This window comes from Knoellia remsis (assembly GCF_003002895.1).
Classification (GTDB): Bacteria; Actinomycetota; Actinomycetes; order Actinomycetales; family Dermatophilaceae; genus Knoellia; species Knoellia remsis.
On the sequence record NZ_PVTI01000037.1, the window covers coordinates 1 to 19,958 of the forward strand.

The following is a 19,958-nucleotide window of genomic DNA, read 5'->3' on the forward strand; positions in this document are numbered from 1 at the left end:
ACAACAGCAGATTTCGGCCTTGCCGATGTCCAGAGCAGCCACCCGCTCCACCAGCGGTGCGCTGTCCAGGGTGACGTCGTCATCGACGTCGTTGTCGAGGTTCATCGTCATCACCTCCAACTTGGGACGTGACCTCAAAGGCCGGGTGCCTGTAGGAGCGGTCAGGGAAGGAACTGAATCTGATCCGCGTGCTCGAAGCAACAGTGAAGGGCCCACAAGTCCGCTCCCGCGCCAAACTGATTGACGACCTCAAGGGTCAATGTCGGCCGACGTGAACAGGCACCCGCATGCCCATTTTCTCCCCGGAACGGGCCGCCCGGAACGGGCGCACAGAACTGATTGCTCTTTCCCGGCAGTCTCTGCTGCCGGGAAAGAGCAATCAGTCGCAGGTTGGCGCACTAGCCTGACGCTCGTGCCCACCGCTCTCGTCACCGACTCCACGGCATACCTGTCCCCGGACCGCGTGGCCGAGCACGGCATCGGGGTTGTCCCCCTGCATGTCGTCGTCGGCGGCACCGAGCACCGCGAGGGAGTCGACATCGGTTCGGCCGAGGTCGCCGACGCATTGCGCGCCTTCCGCCCGGTGTCGACGTCACGACCCTCACCGCAGGCGTTCCTCGAGGTCTACCGTCAGCTCGCCGAGGGCGGCGCGGACGCCATCGTGTCCGTCCACATCAGCGCCGACATGTCGAGCACGATCGGTTCGGCGCAGTTGGCCGCCCAGCAGTCGCCTGTCCCGGTGACCGTCGTGGACTCGCGCACCATGGGCATGGCGATGGGGTATGCCGTCCTCGCGGGTGCGCAGGCCGCCGCCGGTGGTGCGTCGGCCGAGGAGGTCGCCGCGCTCGTGGCCGCCCGCTGCGAGGCGTCGACCGTCGTGTTCTATGTCGACACGCTCGAGCACCTGCGTCGGGGTGGTCGGATCGGCAAGGCGAGCGCCCTGCTCGGGTCCGCGCTCGCGATCAAGCCGATCCTCGGCCTCAGTGACGGCGCGATCGTGCCCCTCGAACGGGTGCGCACGTCGTCGAAGGCCATCGCCCGTCTCGAGGAGCTTGCTGTCGCGGCCGCCGGTGGGGCCGAGGGCGCTGACCGGGTCGAGGTCGATGTCGCGGTGCACCACCTCGACTCCTCGGACCGCGCCGAGAAGCTCGCGGAACGCCTGCGTTCTCGCATCGACCACCTGGGCGAGCTCGAGGTCGTCGAGCTCGGCGCCGTCGTCGGTGCGCACGTCGGCCCGGGCACGCTCGCGGTCGCGGTCTGTCCGAGGGTCGGCGGCTGACGCTCGCGCTCGGCGTCATGACGGTTCCGTGCGGATGCGTGCGGCGGCGCTGTCCACAGCCGGCCCCTCGCTCGTGATTCATCCACAGGCGAGCGCTGCGCGCCTTGGGCGGGCCTTCCGGCCCTTCCTAGTTTCGGTGTATGCCGTCCGCGCCCGACCCCGAGACCGACTCGCCGCGTGCGCGGTTGCGTGAGCGAGCCGGGCACGAGCCTGCAGGGCGGGCTCGCCACCGGCCGATCGAGGTGCCCCGGGGGCCGGTCTTCGAGCTGCCGGCGAGCCTGCGTGAAGCACGCTGGGTGCCCAGCGGCGGGGCGGCCCTCGCCGTGGTGGCGGTGGTCGTGGTCGTGGCGCTCGTGTTCGGTGCGCGCGTCTGGCTGGCGTCGGGCAGCGGTGAGGCCGTCGCGACCGGTGAGGTCGGCCCGAGCGGTGTGACCCGAGGGACGTCCACCCTCTCGCGCGCGTCTCCCGACGCCTCGCCAAGTCCGGCTGGTCCGGACGGTCCGGGCGGGACGGCCTCACCCGGAGGGTCTCCCGCGGCAGGTGGAAGGAACCCGCTCGTCGTCCATGTCGTCGGTCAGGTGGCCAAGCCCGGCGTCTACTCGATGCCGCCCGGCGCCCGGGTCACCGACGCCGTCCGCGCTGCGGGTGGCGCGACGCGGGGGGCCGATCTCGCCGCGGTGAACCTCGCGCGGGCCGTCGTCGACGGCGAACAGATCGTCGTGCCCAAGCCCGGCGAGGTCGTCGCGGGAGGTGCTGCCGGGGCGGGTGGGACCGCTGGTGCCGGTGGCGGTGGTGCACCGGGGGCGAGCGGCGGCGGCTCCGGGTCGGGTGGCACGGTGTCCCTCAACACCGCCGACCTGGCTGCGCTGGAGTCGTTGCCCGGTGTCGGGCCGGTGCTCGCCCAGCGCATCCTCGACTGGCGCACCGAGAACGGCCGGTTCACCACCGTCGAGGAGCTCGGCGAGGTGAGCGGCATCGGCGAGAAGCTGCTCGCGCAGATCACCCCCAAGGTCACCCTGTGACGCGGCCCGGACAGCCGAGGGCGCCGGACGCGCCGGGCTCTTCCGTCACGGTCCCCGCGGCTGCGGTTGGCGCGTCGACCACGGACGAGTGGGAGCGCGAACGAGTTCGGTTCAGCGACGTCCGCATGCTGGTGCCGGCGCTGATCGGGTGGGCCGCGCTCGCTGCCACCCTCACCCGCCCGTCGGCGACGCGCTGGCTCATCGGGCTGGCCGTCGTCGTGCTTCTCGCTGGCGTCCGGCGCACCGGTGCGTGGTCCCGGTCGGTCCTGCTGGTCGCCGCCGTCGTGCTCCTCCTCCAGGTGGCGGGTGCCGGACAACAGGCGATGCGGACCCTCGGAATCCTCGACGACCTCACGGCAGCCCGCGCCGTCGCGTCACTCGAGGTCGTCGTCACGTCGGACCCGGTGACCCGCACCGCTCGTGCCGGAGGTGACCCGGTCGTCGTCGTGAAGGCGAAGGCGAGCGAGGTGAGCGGACGCGGACGGACGAGCACGGCATACGCGCCGGTCGAGCTGCGTGGCGACGACCGGCTCCTGAAGCTGCGATGGCACGAACGAGTCCGGGTCGAGGGCCGCCTCGCCCCACCACGCCCCGGCAGCCCCTTGCTCGCCACGGTGCGCGTGAGCGAGCACGAGGTGCTGAGCCGTGCGGGCCCGGTCGCAGGAGTGGCCGAGACGCTGCGTGCCGGGCTACGCCGCTCCGTCGACCCCACTCCCGCGGACTCACGAGGGCTCCTGCCCGGGCTCGTCATCGGCGACACGAGCCGCACACCGGAGGATCTCACCGAGGCGATGCAGGTGACGGGCATGACCCACCTGACGGCCGTCAGCGGCAGCAACATCGCGATCGTCGGTGGGCTGGTCCTCGGGCTGTGCGTGCTGCTGGGCATCCCACGCCGGTGGCGACCCGTGGTGGTGGCGCTCGCGATCTGCGGGTTCGTCGTCCTCGCCCGTCCCGAGCCGAGCGTCGTCCGGGCCGCGACGATGGGGCTCATCGGGCTCATCGGCATGAGCCGGTCGCGGCGCGGCGCCGGCATCCCCGTGCTGGCTGGCGCGATCGTCGTCGTCCTCGTCGTCGATCCGTGGATGGCCCGGTCCTTCGGCTTCGCCTTGTCGGCCCTGGCCACCCTCGGGCTCCTGCTCTTCACCCGTCCCTGGGGCGACGCCATCGCGCGTCACCTCCCTGCGCGGTTGGCGTTCATGGGGCCGGCGGTCGCGATTCCCGTTGCGGCACAGGCGATGTGCGCGCCGCTCATCGTCCTGCTGCAAGGGTCGGTGAGCATCGTCGGCGTCGTCGCCAATCTCGTCGCGGCGCCGCTCGTGGCACCCGCCACCATCGGCGGTGTCGTGGCCGCACTCGTCTCGGTGGTGGCCGACGGCCCTGCCCAGCTCGTCGGATGGGTCGCCGCGGTCCCGACGCTCGGCATCGCTCGCACCGCACGTGTCATGGCCGAGGTTCCCGGAGGAACGATGCCGTGGCCCGACGGGGCGGTCGGTGCACTCCTCTTGGCCGCACTGACGGTCCTGCTCGTCCTCACGGGGCGATGGATCGGCCGGATGGTCCTCCTCGCTCCGCTGGTCGCACTGCTTGTCGTCGGCCTCACCGCGGCGATGACGGTGCCGACCTCGGTCGCGACGTGGCCACCGGACGGTTGGCGCATCGTCTTCTGCGACGTCGGGCAGGGCGACGCGGCGGTCCTCTCGACGGCTCCGGGGCGCGCGGTCGTCATCGACACCGGCCCGGAGCCGGGACCTGTCGACGACTGCCTGGACGCGCTCGACGTCGAGGTGGTCGAGGCGCTGGTCCTCACCCACTTCCATGCCGACCACGTCGAGGGGCTGCCCGGCGTCCTGGCTGGCCGAGAGGTCCGGCAGGTACTCGTGTCACCGGTCGCGGAACCCGGCTACCAGGTCGGTGAGGTGGAGGGCTGGACGCGCGCACGCGGCATACCCGCATCGCCCCTCGCGGCGGGTGACGTGCTCACATTCGGCGCGTTGCGCGCCTCGGTCTGGGCCCCTGCCCGCCGTATCGCAGCTGGGTCGGTCCCCAACAACGCCAGCATCGTCCTCGCCGTCGACGTCGGGGGAGTGCGGGCACTCTTCCTTGGGGACATCGAGCGCGAGGCGGCTCGTGACCTGCTGCTGCGGATGCGGCGGGACCCCGAGATGGCCTCTGCCGCAGCAGGTTTCGACGTCGTCAAGTCCCCGCATCATGGCAGCGCGAATCTCGATTCCGAGCTCATGGAGGCCGTGCGGTCACCGGTCGCGGTGGTCAGTGTCGGCGCCGACAACGACTACGGCCACCCCACGCCGGCGCACCTCGCGATGCTGCGGCGCAACGGGTATGCCGCCTACCGCACCGACCAGCGTGGCAGCGTGGCGATCGTCGACGGCGGGGATGGCGACGGGGGCGTCGAGGGCGACGGGGACCGGGATGGGGTCGGCGTACGCGTGGTGACGGCGAAGTGACCTACGGCGTGCGCAATTCGCCAATTCCTCCCCTCCGGCACAGCCGGGAGGTCAGGCTGTGGGAACGGGCTTGCACTTGGCGGACTTCGTGCCGCCGCGGGTCGTGCGCTGGCCGGCCTTGGCGCTGGCCTCGCGGGCGCTCTCGACGAGCGCGTCGAGAGTGGCCTTGACGGCGGGGACGCGCTGGAGGTCCGGCGTCGTCACGGCGACGATGTTGCGGCGCGAGGCGGGCGTCATCGGCAGGGCGGCGACCTCCTCGTGGTGCACGGTACGCAGGATGAGGTCGGGGATGACGGCGATCCCGAGGCCCTCGGCGATGAGGCCCATGACGGCGACGTAGTCCTCGGTCTCGTAGGCGACGTCCGGGACGTAACCCGCCTCGCTCGCGAGCTGGAGCAGGTGACCACGACACCGGGGGCAGCCGGCGATCCAGGTCTCGTCCTTGAGGGCGGCCATGTCGACGTTGCCGGACGCCGCGAGCTCGTGGTCGCGCGGCACCGCGAGCAGCACCTCGTCGTCGAGCAGCGGGGTGGTGACGAACGCGTCGAGATCCTCCTCGCCGCGGCCGAGGTCGGTGCCCTCGTAGGCGAACGCGACGGCGAGGTCACACTCGCCGGCCCGCAGGGCTGCGAGGGACTCAGGCGGCTCGGCCTCGCTGAACGTGATCGAGACCCCGGGGTGCTCGGCCTTGACCTTGGCCAGGGCGCGAGGGACGAGCGTCGCCGACGCGGACGGGAAGGCCATGAGGCGGACCCGGCCCGAACGCAGGCCGGCGATGGCGGCGACCTCCTCCTCGGCGGCGTCGAGGGCCGAGAGCACGGGCCCCGCGTGGCGAGCGAGCACTTGCCCGGCCTCGGTGAGGCGCACGCTGCGCCCGACGCGCTCGACGAGGGTCGTGCCCGTGCGGGTCTCGAGGCGGCGCACCATCTGCGAGATGGCGGGCTGGGAGTAGCCCAGGGAGAGCGCCGCCGCCGTGAAGCTGCCTTCGTCGGCGATGGCGCGCATGACGCGGAGTCCGGCGGCATCGATCATGCGGCAGATTCTATAACAGACAGTTATCGATCTCACAGCCTTGGCGTCACGTGCTGATGGAGCAGGAGCCTCCTGGGCCCTCAACCTCAGGCTCGTGCGCCTGTCGCAGCGGGGTGGCCGGATCCTGAGGTTCGTTGGCACGTGAGCCACTGGTGCGCCGTCCGTCGCGGCGGTGCACTGGAGCCATGACGTCTGACGCCACCGGGCCCGCCGGCCTCGACCTCACCTCGAACGCCGCCCTCGTCCTCATCGACGTCCAGACTGGCTTCGCCGACCCGGCCTGGGGCCGCCCCAGCCCCGATGCGGCCGGGGCGCAGGACAACATGCGGCGGCTCGCGCAGGCGTGGTCCGGTGGTGGTCGCCCGCTCGTCGTCGTCCGGCACGACAGCACCTCCGCGTCCTCCCCGCTGCGGCCGGATGCGCCCGGCAACACCCTCGAGCCGTGGGTTGCCGCCCTCGACGCCGACGTGCTCATCACCAAGACGGTGAACTCGGCGTTCATCGGTGACCCCGCTCTCGAGGCATGGCTGCGCGAGCGGGAGATCGCGCAGATCGTCGTCGTCGGCATCCAGAGCAACATGTGCGTCGAGACGACGGCGCGGATGGGCGGCAACCTCGGCTTCGACGTCATCGTGCCCATCGACGCGACGAGCACGTTCGACCTCTCCGGACCGGACGGTGACGTCCTCACCGCCGAGGAGCTGCGCCGGGCCACGGCGACGAACCTGCACGGCGGCGGCTTCGCCCGGGTCGTCTCGACGGCAGCCGTCCTCGACGCGGTGACCACGGCAGAGGCGAGCCGACACGATGACCTGGGGTCGCACCGTGTCTGACATCGTCGAGGTGGTGGTGGCGTGTAATCGGTGTGTCGTCAGGGCCCGTCCCTTTGAAGACGACAACGTGGTTGTTGAGGCGAATGGGGCGAGAGGTTGCGTTTTCTGCTGAGCCAAGAGTGAGCGTGCCAAACGCGCTAGACGAGCCCAAGCATCGCGGCAAGTGTCTGAAGCACCGTCTGGCTAGCGTCTACCGCGCCAGCGACGACGACCCCTTGCGCGATCTTGTCCCTCAGGCTGTCGCGCTGAGGTTTGTCCGGTGCCGCCGCCTCCTTGATCGCATTGAGTGCTTCACGGAGTTCTGCGGGCCCGTCTGGCCCGACTTCAGCGAGCGCGGAGCCGACGAGGAAGAGGATCTGGGCCCGCTCGGTGGCACCGACTGTCTGCGTGACCTTCTGGACGTTCCCGGTGCCTCCAGCCTGCACGCCGCCGACCGTGCTGCCGTCGCCAAACGTCGTGGTGATCCGGTTGTCCGTGTATGCCGCCTCCCTCTCGTAGTGATCGGCGAGAAGTCCGTCGATCCCGGCAACCTCATAGATCCTGTCCTGCGGCAGCAGGCGGAGGGCAGTCCCGCCCCAACCACGGAGGACCTTCACGAGGCGCCAATCTTCGAGTTTGGTCACAGCGAGTCGACGCTCCTCCTCGGTGACAGCAACACCGTCCACACTGACTACGGCGTCGTCAGTGTCGCTCAGGACCGATCGAACGATTGCGCGCTGCACGGCATCCCAGCGATCCGGCCCGGCCTTACGCGACCGGCTAATGCTTCCAGCCAACGCGCGTCCACGAGAGGTCAACGCAATAACGTGGGCGACTCTCTTGTCGGGTGACACGAGACCGAGATCCTCAAGGCGCTGGTCCGCTATCAACGCAGTTCGTTCGTCCGTCCCTAGCGCCTTTGCTGCGGAAGAGGGGCTGAAGGGCCCGTCTGCCGCAGCCAGTGCCATGAGCAGTTTCTCTTCGTCGCTGCCTCGGATCTCGCGCATGATGTCTTGGTCGTTCATGTGGTGCTCCTCGCTTCGCCAGAGAGATGTTCGCCCCGAGCCTGCGGGCTGAGTTGAAGGTATCCACCGCTGCCGACAGCGCAATCGAGTTGTCCACAGGTCCATGGCAACTCGGTCAGCGGCGCACGCCCTCGAAGGGGCCATCTACGCTGAGCAGGTGGAGTACGTGACCGTGTCCGAGATTGCGGACGTCCTCAAGCAACACAGCCCTGCGCTGGTGCTGACGGGCGCGGGCATGAGCGTCGATTCTGGAATCCCGTGCTACCGACCATGGCCCCCAGAAAACTCTGTCTCCAAAACACCCCATTCCACCGAGAGCGGGATCCCGGACTACCGCGGACCGGACGGCAACCGGCGGGTGACGCCGATGTCGCATCAGGAGTTCACCGCGACGAGCGCTGCGCGACAGCGCTACTGGGCACGCAGCTTCATCGGCTGGAGCCGCTTCACCTCGGCCGAGCCCAACGACGGCCACCGCGCCGTGACCGCGCTCCAGGCGGCCGGTGTCTTCGGCACCGTCATCACCCAGAACGTCGACGGCCTGCACCAGGAGGCGGGCACCAGCGACGTCGTCGAGCTGCACGGCAGCCTCGGTGAGGTCGTCTGCCTGACCTGCGACGAGCGGACCGACCGCGACCTCGTCCAGGCGCTTATGGACGAGGCCAACCCCGGCTTCACCGCCCACGCCCTCGGTGAGGTGGCCGACGGCTCGCAGGTGAGCAGCCAGATCCGACCGGACGGCGACATCGTCCTCGCCGACGAGGCGGTAGCGACCTTCGTTGCGCCGCGGTGCCTCGTCTGCGGCGAGGACACGCTCAAGCCGGACGTCGTCTTCTTCGGCGGCTCCGTGCCCAAGCCCCGCGTCGAGCACTGCTTCGCCCGCACCGACGAGGCCCCGGCCCTCGTCGTCCTCGGCTCGTCTCTCAAGGTGATGAGCGGCTACCGGTTCGTGCGGCGCGCGGCCGCGAACGGCATACCCGTCGTCGTGATCACGAGGGGACCCACGCGCGGGGACGGCGAGACGACGCACCGGATCGACGCCCCGCTCGGGACGACGCTCTCGGCCCTCGCGCGGGTCGTGACGTCAGGGGAGCAAGCCGCCCTCGCCGGATGACTGGGTGGAAGGGCCGACCCGGTCGCAGGGTCGACAGGGCGGCCCCCGACCGGCAGGGTGAGGGCATGGCTGAACTGCACCCCAAGCTCGTCGTCCGTGGCGCTGACGCTGCGATCGCGTTCTACGAGAAGGCTTTTGGCGCGGTCCTCACGCAGCGTTACACGGTGGGGGAGTCCGTCGTCTTCGCCGAGCTCGAGCTGCTCGGCGGGGTCATGACGCTCAAGGACGAGGACGGGACGGACCGGTCGCCGGCGACGCTCGGTGGTCCGGGGGTGGTCGTCGAGGTGACCGCGGACGACCCGGACGAGGTCGTGAGCCGGGCCGTCGATGCGGGTGCCGAGGTGAGGTTCCCGGTGGCGGACCAGCCCTACGGGGCCCGCGGGGGTCGGGTCCGCGACCCCTTCGGCCACGAGTGGCTCATCCAGACCGCCCCGACGATGACGCCGGAGGAGACCCAGCGCGCCATCGACGAGGCCTACGGCTGAGGCACGGCGACCCGCGGTCGCTCGTGCCCGCCCTGGCGCTCCGACGTCAGACGCGGCGCAGGACCGCGGTGACCTTGCCGAGGATCGTCGCGTGGTCGCCGTCGATCGGCTCGAACGCCGGGTTGTGCGGCATGAGCCAGACCTTGCCGTCGCGCCGCTTGAACGTCTTGACGGTCGCCTCATTGTCGAGCATCGCCGCGACGATGTCGCCGTTCTCGGCGGTCGGCTGCTGACGGACGACGACCCAGTCGCCGTCGCAGATCGCGGCGTCGACCATCGAGTCGCCGACGACCTTGAGAAGGAAGAGGGAACCCTCACCGACGATCTGCTTCGGCAGCGGGAAGATCTCCTCGACCGACTCCTCGGCCATGATCGGCACGCCGGCCGCGATCTGGCCGAGCACGGGCACGTAGCTCGCCTCGGGACGGGCGTCCCCGGAGCCGGTCGGGTCGAACTCGGCGGTCGGGTCGTCCGGCGTCGCGCCGCCGCGGTAGCCGCGGATGTCGCTCGGCGTGTCGGGGGAGATGACCTCGAGGGTGCGCGGGCGGGTGGGGTCGCGGCGCAGGTAGCCCTTGCGCTCGAGCGCCTGCAGCTGGTGCGACACCGAGCTGGGGGAGGCGAGGCCGACGGCCTGGCCGATCTCCCGCATGGTGGGCGGGTAGCCACGGCGGTCGACGGAGTTGCGGATGACCTCGAGCACCTTGCGCTGGCGCTGGGTGAGCGTGCCGTCGCCGGGGTCGCGGTCGGGCAGCTCGTGCACGGCGGCGTCGGCTGCGGCATCGGTGGCGTCCGCGGCGTCCGTGGCCCGGCTCTTGGCGCGCTTGTCGGTCATCTCGACTCCTCACGAAAGTGCGTTGTCAGTGGTCCCTGATTGGCTTCCTGACATGCCGACAGAGTACGGAGATCACGCACCCCGATCAAACATCTGTTCGACGCGTGTCTTGATCGACTCGAACATCCGTGCTACAACTCGTACAGACGTTCTATCGAACGTCCTTTCGATCCAGGAGGACCCGATGAGTGCAGCAGTCGCCCTTGACCCCGCAGTGGGGTATGCCGGTGCGCCGGCTCCGCGGCCCACCCGCCGGCCCCAGCGCCCGCGCCTCGTGCTCGTCCCGACCGGTGACGCCGTTCCGGCCGCTGCACGTCCGGCGCTGCGGCTCACGCGAGCCGGACGTCTCGCGATCACGACGACGGTGCTGCTCGCCGCGGCTGTCGCCGCGTTCCTCGGCCTCACCGGGGGAGCGGCCGCGTCGTCCGCACCCGTGACCGTGACGGTGCAGCCGGGGCAGACGCTCTCGCAGATCGCCGCCGAGCACCTCGCGGGCCAGTCCGTCGCCTCGGCCGTCGCCGAGCTCCAGCTCGCCAACGATTTGCGCACCGCCCAGGTCCAGGTCGGCCAGACCCTCGTCATCCCGCAGGACTGAGGCGCCACGGGTGACACAGACTCCGAGCCGCTTCGACCCCGGCTCGGACCCTGAGCAGTGATGCGAGCTTCGACCCCTCGCCGGCTCAGCACGGAGGGCGCCCCGCCCGAACCGCACCAGGTGGTGTGGCCCGCGGGGCGCCCTTTGCCGTGCCCCCTTTCCCGGAACTCGCAATATGTCGGGGCCTTCGGGACTTCTACCTGTCATGAGTGCAGAGACAGGAGCAGGGCGCACGACCGGGCCCACACCGTCGGGCCAGCGCATCCGGCAGCTGCGGGTCGTCGTCGAAGCAGCCGACTACGACGAGGCGGTGCGGTTCTACCGTGACGTGCTCGGCATGGACGAGATCGGCGCCTTCTCCGAGGGCGCCGAGGACCGGGTCGCCATCCTCGAGGCCGGCCGCGCGACGCTCGAGATCGCCAGCCCCGCGCATCGGGAGGCGATCGACCGCGTCGAGGCGGGCGGCACGCCGAGCCCGCGCATCCGGCTCGCGTTCGAGGTCGACGACTCGCAGGCGGCAACGCGCCAGGCGGCGGACGCTGGGGCCAACATCGTCGCCGAACCGGTGCTGACGCCGTGGATGTCACTCAACTCACGGCTCGAGGCCCCGGCTGAACTCACCATCACCCTCTTCGAGGAGACCGAGGACTCCCACGAGCGGGCTGAGCGCGAGGGCTTCGGCACGAACCGAGCGTGAGCCGCGGGTCAGGATGCGGGGAAGTAGCCACAGGGCGGGCTGGTGTCGCTCTTGTCCGAGTCGGACCTGATGAACAGGATCCGGTTCCAGCCACGCGGGACGCCCTCCCGTGAGTCGTCGAGGTCCATCGCCTGGATGTCCTTGCCGGTGAGCATCACCGGCGCATCGTCGTCAGCCCAGGCCCGCGGTCCGTCGTCGCCGAAGTCCGAGCCCGGGAAGCCCAGCCCCCGCCCCTCGCGGTACGGGCACATGAGTGCCGTGACTGTCGGGGCGATCTGCCACGCAAACTCGTCCCGGACCCGGATCGTCGAGGTGGTCTGCGCCGTCGGCTTCTCGGCGCAGATCTCCTCACCGCGCACGAGGCGAGTCACGGAGAAGGTGTTGGGCTTGGTCAGGCGGACCTCCTCGGTGACGTTGCCGCACCGCTCGTCGAGCGTGAGGCCGGGAACCACCTGGCGAGGTTTGTCGGAGCTGGCGTCCCACAACCAGGCCGACCGGGTCTCCTGGTAGCCGTTGCCCTCCTCTGCGACGAGAGTGACGAGCGCGTCCTCGTCACCGTCGCCGTCGATGTCGAGGTACCTCGGCGTGTCGTCCACGGACCACGTCAGGCCCGCCGGGCCGCTGGCCCGGCCGTCGCGGAGGGTGACTCGGGCACTCGGGTTGACCGGGTCCCGCCACGTGAGGTCCCCGAAGTCGACCGCCCTGATGCCGGACCGAGGGGAACCCGACGACCCGGGTGCGGGGCTGGCAGCACTCGACGACGGTCGCGTCGTCGACGCCGGGCTCGCAGTGTCCGAGGGCGGGGTGGGTGTCGGGGTCGAGGACGTGACGGGGGAGCGCGCGCTGTGTGCACTGACCGTCGGTCCACCCGCGCCTCCGGCGGTCTCATTGCCGGTGCAGGCGGTCAGCGCCGCGATCGCCGCGACGAGCGCCAGTGCTCTCGACTCCCTCATGAGCGTCCCCTTCCCCTGCCGCGCTGACCGCGCTGCGCTCACTCTAGGGCGGGACGCCGACAACCGAGGGGAGGGCGACACGCCGAGGGCTGAGCGCGACACGCGGAGAGTTCGGCCGATGGCTTGCGAGACCTGGGTCACGAGCGCATACTTGCCACTACATCTAGTGGTTACACCGATGTAGTTCGTCCACATATGGTTCACAGGGGCAGGGGACTTCTCCACACGTTGTCCCCAGGCAGTCCCCAGAACCGTCCCCAGTCCCGCCGTTCCCGAGCACGCGAAGGAGTCCGACATGCACTGTCCGTTCTGTCGCCACACCGACTCGCGCGTCATGGACTCGCGCACGACCGACGACGGCGCCAGCATCCGCCGTCGCCGGCAGTGCCCGGAGTGCGGCAAGCGCTTCACGACCGTCGAGACCGCGGCCCTGTCCGTCGTCAAGCGGTCGGGGGTGACCGAGCCGTTCAGCCGCGCGAAGGTCCTCGTCGGTGTCCGCAAGGCCTGTCAGGGCCGGCCCGTCACCGAGGACCAGCTCGCCGTGCTCGCCCAGCAGGTCGAGGAGAGCATCCGCGGGCTCGGCCAGGCCGAGATCGAGGCCCACGAGGTCGGCCTCGCGGTCCTCGAGCCGCTGCGCTGCCTCGACGAGGTCGCCTACTTGCGCTTCGCGAGCGTCTACCAGGCGTTCGACAACCTCGAGGACTTCGAGCAGGCCATCACCCTGCTCCGCGTCGAACGCGACGCCACCGGGGAGGAGCCGGCCGGTATGCCGTCCGCTCGCCTCGGCGAGGGGAGCGCCGGTCCCAGCTGACCGGCATACGCACACCACGCACGACCGAACCATCCGCACGACCGCACGACCGCACGACCACGCACGACCCGGCCACTGTCAGTGGTCGGTGAGACCGTCAGAAGCAGGCCAGAGATCGCCCGGGATGAGCCGGGCAGAAGAGGGAGCGAGTCATGACCCAGACCGCCGGTGCACGTGCAGGTGCCCGCAAGAACGCCGCCAAGGGCAAGGGCGTGAAGATCGAGCGCATCTACACCACCCCGGGTGTCCACCCCTACGACGAGGTGACCTGGGAGAAGCGCGACGTCGTCCAGCAGAACTGGAAGACCGGCGAGACGATCTTCGAGCAGCGCGGCGTCGAGTTCCCCGACTTCTGGAGCATCAACGCGTCCACGATCGTCACGACGAAGTACTTCCGCGGCGCCGTCGGCACGCCCGAGCGCGAGCAGGGCCTCAAGCAGCTCATCGACCGCGTCGTGCTGACCTACGTCAAGGCGGGCAAGGAGCACGGCTACTTCGGCTCCGACGAGGACGCCGAGATCTTCGAGCACGAGTTGACCTACGCCCTGCTGCACCAGGTGTTCAGCTTCAACTCGCCGGTCTGGTTCAACGTCGGCACCAAGTCGCCGCAGCAGGTCTCGGCCTGCTTCATCCTCTCCGTCGACGACTCGATGGACTCGATCCTCAACTGGTACAAGGAGGAGGGCTTCATCTTCAAGGGCGGCTCGGGCGCGGGCCTCAACCTCTCGCGCATCCGCTCGAGCAAGGAGCTGCTGTCCTCCGGTGGCACCGCCTCCGGCCCGGTGTCGTTCATGCGTGGCGCCGACGCGTCCGCGGGGACGATCAAGTCCGGTGGCGCGACCCGTCGCGCGGCGAAGATGGTCGTCCTCGACGTCGACCACCCCGACATTGAGGAGTTCGTCGAGACCAAGGCGCGCGAGGAGGACAAGATCCGCGCGCTGCGTGACGCCGGCTTCGACATGGACCTCGGCGGCAAGGACATCGTCTCGGTCCAGTACCAGAACGCGAACAACTCCGTGCGCGTCAACGACGAGTTCATGCGCGCCGTCGAGGAGGGCACCGAGTTCGGGCTGCGCTCGCGCAAGGACGGCTCGGTGATCGAGACCGTCGACGCCCGCGAGCTCATGGGCAAGATCGCCAAGGCCGCGTGGGAGTGCGCCGACCCCGGCATCCAGTACGACGACACGATCAACGACTGGCACACGAACCCCGAGACCGGCCGGATCACCGCGTCCAACCCGTGCTCGGAGTACATGTCGCTCGACAACTCCTCGTGCAACCTCGCCTCGCTCAACCTGCTGAAGTTCCTCAAGGACGACGACACCTTCGACGCGGTGAAGTTCCAGCAGGTCGCCGAGCTCGTCATCACGGCGATGGACATCTCCATCTGCTTCGCGGACTTCCCGACCGAGCCCATCGGCGAGACGACCCGCAACTACCGCCAGCTCGGCATCGGCTACGCCAACCTCGGCGCGCTGCTCATGGCGACCGGTCACGGGTACGACAGCGACGGCGGCCGGGCGCTCGCCGCGTCGATCACCTCGCTGCTCACCGGGGCTGCGTACAAGCGGTCCGCGGAGCTCGCCGGGGTCGTCGGTCCGTATGCCGGGTACGCCCGCAACGCGGACGCGCACAAGCGCGTCATGCGCAAGCACGCCGCGGCGAACGACGCGATCCGCACGATGCACACGATGGACAAGGACATCCACCGCGCCGCGACGAAGGCGTGGGACGACGTCGTCAAGGTCGGCGAGAAGAACGGCTACCGCAACGCCCAGGCGTCGGTGCTCGCCCCGACCGGCACCATCGGCTTCATGATGGACTGCGACACGACCGGCATCGAGCCGGACTTCTCGCTCGTGAAGTTCAAGAAGCTCGTCGGTGGCGGCTCGATGCAGATCGTCAACCTCACCATCCCGCGGGCCCTGCGCAAGCTCGGCTACACCGAGGAGACCATCGAGGCGATCGTCGAGTACATCGCCGACAAGGGTCACGTCATCGACGCGCCCGGCCTCAAGACCGAGCACTACGAGATCTTCGACACCGCCATGGGTGCCCGGGCGATCTCGCCGATGGGTCACGTGCGGATGATGGCGGCGACCCAGCCGTTCCTCTCCGGCGCCATCTCCAAGACGGTCAACCTGCCCGAGTCGGCGACGGTCGAGGAGATCGAGGACGTCTACGTCCAGGGCTGGAAGATGGGCCTCAAGGCGCTCGCGGTCTACCGCGACAACTGCAAGGTCGGTCAGCCGCTCTCCGACGGCGGGTCCACCGCGAAGGACGCGGCTGCGGACAAGGCTGCTGGTGCGGCGGCCGCGGCCGACGTTGCCGGCGAGGCGAAGGTCGTCGAGAAGGTCGTCTACCGGCCGACGCGTGAGCGCCTGCCGAAGCGTCGCTCCTCGCAGACGACGTCGTTCGCCATCGGCGGTGCCGAGGGCTACATGACGGCCGGGACGTACGAGGACGGCCGCCTCGGCGAGGTGTTCCTCAAGTTCGGCAAGCAGGGTTCGACCCTGGCCGGTGTCATGGACGCCTTCTCCATCGCGGTGTCCGTCGGCCTCCAGTACGGCGTGCCGCTCGAGACGTTCGTCGAGAAGTACACGAACATGCGCTTCGAGCCCGCCGGCATGACCGACGACGCGGACATCCGTATGGGCCAGTCGCTCGTCGACTACGTCTTCCGTAGGCTCGCGCTCGACCACCTCGACTTCGAGACCCGGTCGTTCATGGGCATCCACACGGCCGAAGAGCGCCAGCGTCAGCTCGAGACCGGGTCCTACGCCCCGGCGACGGGTGACTCGGACGACTCCGAGGCGATCGAGGACGAGATCGAGTCCTACTCGCAGGGCGTCGGCGCCTCGTCGCCGAAGAAGACGGCGGAGGCAGCGCCGGCTGCACCTGCCGAGGCGGGCGTCGGTGCGGACGCCGACGGCGAGGAGCACGCGGACGAGGTCAACTTCGGTGCCGGCGCCGCGTCGGCCCGCGAGGTCTCCGGCGACGTCCACTCCTCGGCCGAGCTGCTCGAGAAGTTCCAGGGTGTGTCCGCGGACGCGCCGATGTGCATGACCTGCGGGACGAAGATGCGCCCCGCCGGCTCGTGCTACGTCTGCGAGGGCTGCGGCTCCACCAGCGGCTGCAGCTGATCCCCGGCTGAGCCGCCACGCGACGGCCCCGACTCCACGGATCTGGAGTCGGGGCCGTCGTGCGTCCCAGCCGTCGAGGCTCGTGTCAGTGTCACGGTCCTCACGAAGGCGGCACATGTCACGCACTTGTGAGGACCGTGGCCGACGGGGCTGCCAAAGCTCACCGTCGAGTTGTCTCCAGGTCCTCGTTGCCTGGGACGATGCATGCATGACAACGGCGCAGGGTCCGGCAGGGTCGGTATCGGGACGACTCATCCCAGCCACCCGGCCGCCACTCTCGGGTGACGAAGCCTTCATTGGTTTGGACCGCACCGTCAAGGACTTCTGGCGGTTCGCCATGTCCGATCTCCGGATGAACAACACTCGCGGGTACGTCGCTGAGTTTCTCGTCGCTCAAGCGGTCGGAGCGCACGCGCTCCGTGTCGAGTGGGACGAGTACGACGTCCTCACGCCCGAGGGTCTGCGCATCGAGGTGAAGTCCGCGGCGTATCTGCAGAACTGGGAGCAGACGAACCTGTCGAGAATCACGTTTGCGGGCCTGGCTCGCCGCGGGGTGACGGTCGGACGTGCCGACCCCAGTCCGATCTTCGGTGCGGACGTGTACGTGTTCGCGCTCGAGACAGCCACGGACCATGACAGCTTCGATCCGCTGTGTGTTGAGCAGTGGGATTTTCACGTCGTGCCCCGCACCATGATCGAGGCACTCGGCCAACGGTCTCTCGGTCTGGGTACTGTGAGGCGACTCAGCGGCGGAAGCGTTCCCTTCGAGCGACTCGGCTCCACGATCCGAGCACTTGCGATGGAAGAGGAGCGAGAGGAGCCGGGGTGAGGCCACAGTCGGCCGTTCGCTCGCGAGAGGCGAGCGGACGGCATACCGAATCGGCGCGGAACGTGTTGTTGACGCAGACCCGGGGATCGTCGTTGGGTTTGGGTCGATGTCGATGCCGATGCCGATGCCGATGCCGATGCCGATGCCGGTGCCGGCGCCGAGCCGATGCCGCTGTGGCTCAGCGTCGCGCTAGGCCGCCCTGCCACAGCAGCGGCTGCGCAGCTCACGCGCCGGCGCAGCTCACGTGCCGCTGTAGCCCCGCAGCGCCATCTGTTGCGGGGCCGGCGGAACCTCGCCATGCTGGTCTAGGCCAGCACTCACCGGAGAGTGTTGCCAACCACCGGAGGGCTGATGTCCCACCTCGTCTCCCGAGCTGTCGTCGTACTTGTTGGCGTCATCGTCCTCGGTGCCGCCACTAGCCTCGGGGCTCCGACTCCCTCGAACGCCGCCGGGGTTCCTGCGACGATCACGCCATCGTTGGCGACGACGACGGAGAACGACACCGTGACTCTTGCCGCGACACCACCGATGGGCTGGAACAGCTGGAACCAGGTCCGCTGCTACGACCTCACCGAGGACGTCGTGAAGCGCGCCGCCGACACGGTGGCCTCGACCGGTCTCGCGGCCGCCGGCTACGAGTACATCGTCGTCGACGACTGCTGGCAGGACCTCACGCGCGCCAGTGACGGAACGCTGCGGTCCAACCCGGAGCGCTTCCCGAGCGGCATCAAGGCCCTCGCGGACTACGTCCACGCGCGAGGGCTGAAGTTCGGGATCTACGGTTCCCCCGGGACCGACACCTGCGCGATGTACTGGGACGGCTACCCCGGCAAGAACCTCGGGTCCTACGGCTACGAGGAGCTGGACGCCCGCACCTTCGCTTCGTGGGGGGTCGACTACCTCAAGTACGACTGGTGTCGCGCCGACATCACCAGTGGCCTCGAGCCGATCCCCGCCTTCACGAAGATGCGCGACGCGTTGCGCGCAACGGGTCGACCCATCGTCTACTCAATCTCCGAGTACGGCGACACCAAACCATGGACCTGGGCGCAGGGCATCGCCAACCTGTGGCGCACGACGAACGACCTCGGCCCGACGTGGGCGTCGGTGTCGAACGTCATCAACCGACAGGCGTCACTGGCCGACTACACCGGGCGCCCCGGCGGCTGGAACGACCCCGACATGCTGCAGATCGGCAACGGCTCCCTCACCGACGTCGAGAACCGCACCCACTTCACGATGTGGTCGATCCTCAACGCCCCGCTCTTCCTTGGCACCGACCTCGAGCGGCTCAGTCCCACGACGATGGCGACCGTCACCAACCCTGAGGTCATCGCCATCGACCAGGACTGGGCCGGGAGCCAAGGCCGCCGTCTGTCGCAGGACGGCCCGGCTGAGGTCTGGGGCAAGAAGCTCAGCGACGGCGGGTATGCCGTGGTGCTATACAACTCCGGCAACGAGAGCGCCCTCGTGAGGACCGACCTCGCCGCCCTGGGGCTGGACCCGGGCGGCCGTGGGTGGGTCGTGCGCGACGCGTGGCAGCGCGAGGACGTGGCGAACACTCGCGGCAGCATCAGCGCAGTGGTGCCGCCGCACGGGGCGACGCTCTACCGGCTGCGACCGGCGCCCCGGGCCGCGGGCCTGACCTCCGCCGTCACCGTGACGGCCGAGCCGAGCGCCGTCGGGGCCGGAACCGTCACGGATGGCGAGCTCACCGTGACCAACTCGGGAGCGACGCCACTGCTCAAGCCGGAGGTCAGCCTGACCGCGCCCGCGGGCCTCGACGTCGAGATGGTCGGGACGTTGCCCGCAGCGATCGGGCCGGGTCAGATCGTCCAGGTCCCTGTCCGGTTCACGGCCGACGCCGACGCGGTCGAGTCGCGCACCGTCCTCGTGGACATCACTGCGCGCTCTCCGTCGGGTGCCCGGACGACGCAGCGCACCGCTGTCACCGTGACCGTCACGCCACCGGCTCCGAGCGGGTCGACGTGGGTCAGTGACCTGGCCTTCGTGTCCTCCTCGAACGGGTGGGGGCCGGTGGAGCGCGACCTCTCGAACGGGGAGCAGGCGCAATCTGACGGCAGCGCGTTGACCATCGACGGCGTGACCCATGAGAAGGGGTTGGGTGTCCACGCGCGCTCCGAGACATCCCTCTACCTCGGGGGCGCGTGCCGCCGCTTCACCGCGTCGGTCGGAGTCGACGACGAAGTCGGCGATCTGGGCTCGGTCCGCTTCTCCGTCGTGGGTGACGACGGAACGCTCTATCGCTCCGAGACGCTGCGCGGCCCTGATGGAGCTGCGGAGGTCTCCGTCGACGTCTCCGGCGTCCGCTTCCTCGACCTCGTCGTCGACGACGCCGGCGACGGGGTCGGCTCGGACCACGCCGACTGGGGAAGTGCCCGGCTCGACTGCAGCTGAGCCGCGCTGCGAAGGCGCTGCGCCTGCGGCGCTTGACCGGGTATGCCGGCCGCGTGCGTGGTCGGGGCCTCACGTGTCGTGGTCGGAGCCGTTGTCAGTGGCTGGTGTTTGACTGTTCCTCATGGACGTGATGGAGCAGCTGGAGGGGTCGCCGGGGGCGGCTCTGGGTGCTGTGTTGCGTTCTGCGAGTGGGGTTTTGGCTGATGTTGGGTCGGTGGTGTCGTCGTTGTCGGGGGAGGAGCTCGCGGTGGTGATGTCGCTGGCGGACGAGGTCGCGGCGCGGGCTCGGGCGGTGACGGCGCTCAGCGAATTTCCCCAGAGTTGCTCATCGAAGTTCCCCAGGTCGCGGGGTCAGGTTAGTGCAGGTTCGTGCCGGTGGTGACGCGGCGGAGTTCGCCGGCGGCGGCGTGGTGGTTGCGGAGCCGGTAGGAGGCGCCGTCGAG

16 protein-coding genes are annotated in these 19,958 nt (G+C 69.8%); 12 read left to right on the forward strand and 4 right to left on the reverse strand.

Features of this window, described 5'->3' with window-relative positions; translation table 11 throughout:
• The first annotated feature begins 412 nt into the window (after positions 1-412).
• From BCF74_RS15760 to BCF74_RS15770, 3 genes are all read left to right on the forward strand, one after another.
• Positions 413-1,279 carry a DegV family protein gene (locus BCF74_RS15760; RefSeq protein ID WP_218279296.1) on the forward strand — a complete coding sequence of 289 codons (867 nt, stop codon included), beginning with the start codon at positions 413-415 and terminating at the stop codon, positions 1,277-1,279.
• Positions 1,280-1,419: 140 nt separating this feature from the next.
• Complete coding sequence (locus BCF74_RS15765; protein ID WP_106298908.1) at positions 1,420-2,301, forward strand: ComEA family DNA-binding protein; 882 nt, start codon at positions 1,420-1,422, stop codon at positions 2,299-2,301.
• A gap of 125 nt (positions 2,302-2,426) precedes the next feature.
• Complete coding sequence (locus BCF74_RS15770) at positions 2,427-4,769, forward strand: ComEC/Rec2 family competence protein (RefSeq protein WP_106298909.1); 2,343 nt, start codon at positions 2,427-2,429, stop codon at positions 4,767-4,769.
• Between the two features lie 51 nt (positions 4,770-4,820).
• Here the strand turns inward: BCF74_RS15770 and BCF74_RS15775 are convergent, their stop codons facing one another.
• A complete protein-coding gene (locus BCF74_RS15775) occupies positions 4,821-5,801 on the reverse strand; it encodes a LysR family transcriptional regulator (RefSeq protein ID WP_106298910.1) in 981 nt (326 codons plus the stop codon).
• A 185-nt stretch (positions 5,802-5,986) separates the two neighbouring features.
• Between BCF74_RS15775 and BCF74_RS15780 the strand changes: the two genes are divergently transcribed.
• Positions 5,987-6,634 (forward strand): isochorismatase family protein, encoded by a 648-nt coding sequence (locus tag BCF74_RS15780; protein ID WP_106298911.1) that lies wholly within the window; start codon positions 5,987-5,989, stop codon positions 6,632-6,634.
• A gap of 137 nt (positions 6,635-6,771) precedes the next feature.
• Here the strand turns inward: BCF74_RS15780 and BCF74_RS15785 are convergent, their stop codons facing one another.
• Positions 6,772-7,638, reverse strand: coding sequence for a hypothetical protein (locus BCF74_RS15785; RefSeq protein ID WP_106298912.1), 867 nt, complete (start codon positions 7,636-7,638; stop codon positions 6,772-6,774).
• Positions 7,639-7,855: 217 nt separating this feature from the next.
• Here BCF74_RS15785 and BCF74_RS15790 point away from each other — a divergent pair, with 217 nt between their 5' ends.
• Entirely contained in the window at positions 7,856-8,752 is an 897-nt protein-coding gene (locus tag BCF74_RS15790; RefSeq protein WP_425432829.1) for a Sir2 family NAD-dependent protein deacetylase, read from the forward strand.
• A 65-nt stretch (positions 8,753-8,817) separates the two neighbouring features.
• Positions 8,818-9,237, forward strand: coding sequence for a VOC family protein (locus tag BCF74_RS15795; RefSeq protein ID WP_106298913.1), 420 nt, complete (start codon positions 8,818-8,820; stop codon positions 9,235-9,237).
• A gap of 46 nt (positions 9,238-9,283) precedes the next feature.
• On the opposite strand, the gene lexA is transcribed toward BCF74_RS15795, so the two are convergent.
• Entirely contained in the window at positions 9,284-10,069 is a 786-nt protein-coding gene (lexA, locus tag BCF74_RS15800; RefSeq protein ID WP_106298914.1) for a transcriptional repressor LexA, read from the reverse strand.
• A gap of 184 nt (positions 10,070-10,253) precedes the next feature.
• Here lexA and BCF74_RS17435 point away from each other — a divergent pair, with 184 nt between their 5' ends.
• Together BCF74_RS17435 and BCF74_RS15810 are read left to right on the forward strand one after the other, a co-directional pair.
• Positions 10,254-10,664, forward strand: coding sequence for a LysM peptidoglycan-binding domain-containing protein (locus tag BCF74_RS17435; protein WP_170070278.1), 411 nt, complete (start codon positions 10,254-10,256; stop codon positions 10,662-10,664).
• A gap of 205 nt (positions 10,665-10,869) precedes the next feature.
• Positions 10,870-11,361 carry a VOC family protein gene (locus BCF74_RS15810; RefSeq protein ID WP_106298915.1) on the forward strand — a complete coding sequence of 164 codons (492 nt, stop codon included), beginning with the start codon at positions 10,870-10,872 and terminating at the stop codon, positions 11,359-11,361.
• Positions 11,362-11,369: 8 nt separating this feature from the next.
• Here BCF74_RS15810 and BCF74_RS17175 read toward each other — a convergent pair whose 3' ends face one another.
• Positions 11,370-12,314 (reverse strand): hypothetical protein, encoded by a 945-nt coding sequence (locus BCF74_RS17175; protein ID WP_146133014.1) that lies wholly within the window; start codon positions 12,312-12,314, stop codon positions 11,370-11,372.
• Positions 12,315-12,609: 295 nt separating this feature from the next.
• Between BCF74_RS17175 and nrdR the strand changes: the two genes are divergently transcribed.
• The 4 genes from nrdR (at position 12,610) to BCF74_RS15840 (ending at position 19,515) form a co-directional block, all read left to right on the forward strand.
• Positions 12,610-13,125 carry a transcriptional regulator NrdR gene (gene nrdR, locus BCF74_RS15825; protein WP_106298918.1) on the forward strand — a complete coding sequence of 172 codons (516 nt, stop codon included), beginning with the start codon at positions 12,610-12,612 and terminating at the stop codon, positions 13,123-13,125.
• 152 nt (positions 13,126-13,277) lie between these two features.
• A complete protein-coding gene (locus BCF74_RS15830) occupies positions 13,278-16,268 on the forward strand; it encodes a vitamin B12-dependent ribonucleotide reductase (RefSeq protein WP_106298919.1) in 2,991 nt (996 codons plus the stop codon).
• Between the two features lie 208 nt (positions 16,269-16,476).
• The gene (locus tag BCF74_RS15835) at positions 16,477-17,097 is read left to right on the forward strand and encodes a hypothetical protein (protein WP_146133015.1); all 621 of its coding nucleotides are present in this window, start codon (positions 16,477-16,479) and stop codon (positions 17,095-17,097) included.
• Positions 17,098-17,448: 351 nt separating this feature from the next.
• Entirely contained in the window at positions 17,449-19,515 is a 2,067-nt protein-coding gene (locus BCF74_RS15840) for an NPCBM/NEW2 domain-containing protein (RefSeq protein WP_106298921.1), read from the forward strand.
• Positions 19,516-19,958: the final 443 nt, after the last annotated feature.

What these genes read in the sequence shown, in the direction of transcription:
- BCF74_RS15785 (WP_106298912.1), bottom strand. Translation starts at nt 7,638, where the DNA reads ATGAACGACCAAGACATCATGCGCGAGATCCGAGGCAGCGACGAAGAG.
- BCF74_RS17435 (WP_170070278.1), top strand. Translation starts at nt 10,254, where the DNA reads ATGAGTGCAGCAGTCGCCCTTGACCCCGCAGTGGGGTATGCCGGTGCG.
- BCF74_RS15795 (WP_106298913.1), top strand. Translation starts at nt 8,818, where the DNA reads ATGGCTGAACTGCACCCCAAGCTCGTCGTCCGTGGCGCTGACGCTGCG.
- BCF74_RS15830 (WP_106298919.1), top strand. Translation starts at nt 13,278, where the DNA reads ATGACCCAGACCGCCGGTGCACGTGCAGGTGCCCGCAAGAACGCCGCC.
- BCF74_RS15835 (WP_146133015.1), top strand. Translation starts at nt 16,477, where the DNA reads ATGACAACGGCGCAGGGTCCGGCAGGGTCGGTATCGGGACGACTCATC.
- nrdR (WP_106298918.1), top strand. Translation starts at nt 12,610, where the DNA reads ATGCACTGTCCGTTCTGTCGCCACACCGACTCGCGCGTCATGGACTCG.
- BCF74_RS15775 (WP_106298910.1), bottom strand. Translation starts at nt 5,801, where the DNA reads ATGATCGATGCCGCCGGACTCCGCGTCATGCGCGCCATCGCCGACGAA.
- BCF74_RS15770 (WP_106298909.1), top strand. Translation starts at nt 2,427, where the DNA reads ATGCTGGTGCCGGCGCTGATCGGGTGGGCCGCGCTCGCTGCCACCCTC.
- lexA (WP_106298914.1), bottom strand. Translation starts at nt 10,069, where the DNA reads ATGACCGACAAGCGCGCCAAGAGCCGGGCCACGGACGCCGCGGACGCC.
- BCF74_RS15780 (WP_106298911.1), top strand. Translation starts at nt 5,987, where the DNA reads ATGACGTCTGACGCCACCGGGCCCGCCGGCCTCGACCTCACCTCGAAC.
- BCF74_RS17175 (WP_146133014.1), bottom strand. Translation starts at nt 12,314, where the DNA reads ATGAGGGAGTCGAGAGCACTGGCGCTCGTCGCGGCGATCGCGGCGCTG.
- BCF74_RS15765 (WP_106298908.1), top strand. Translation starts at nt 1,420, where the DNA reads ATGCCGTCCGCGCCCGACCCCGAGACCGACTCGCCGCGTGCGCGGTTG.
- BCF74_RS15840 (WP_106298921.1), top strand. Translation starts at nt 17,449, where the DNA reads ATGTCCCACCTCGTCTCCCGAGCTGTCGTCGTACTTGTTGGCGTCATC.
- BCF74_RS15810 (WP_106298915.1), top strand. Translation starts at nt 10,870, where the DNA reads ATGAGTGCAGAGACAGGAGCAGGGCGCACGACCGGGCCCACACCGTCG.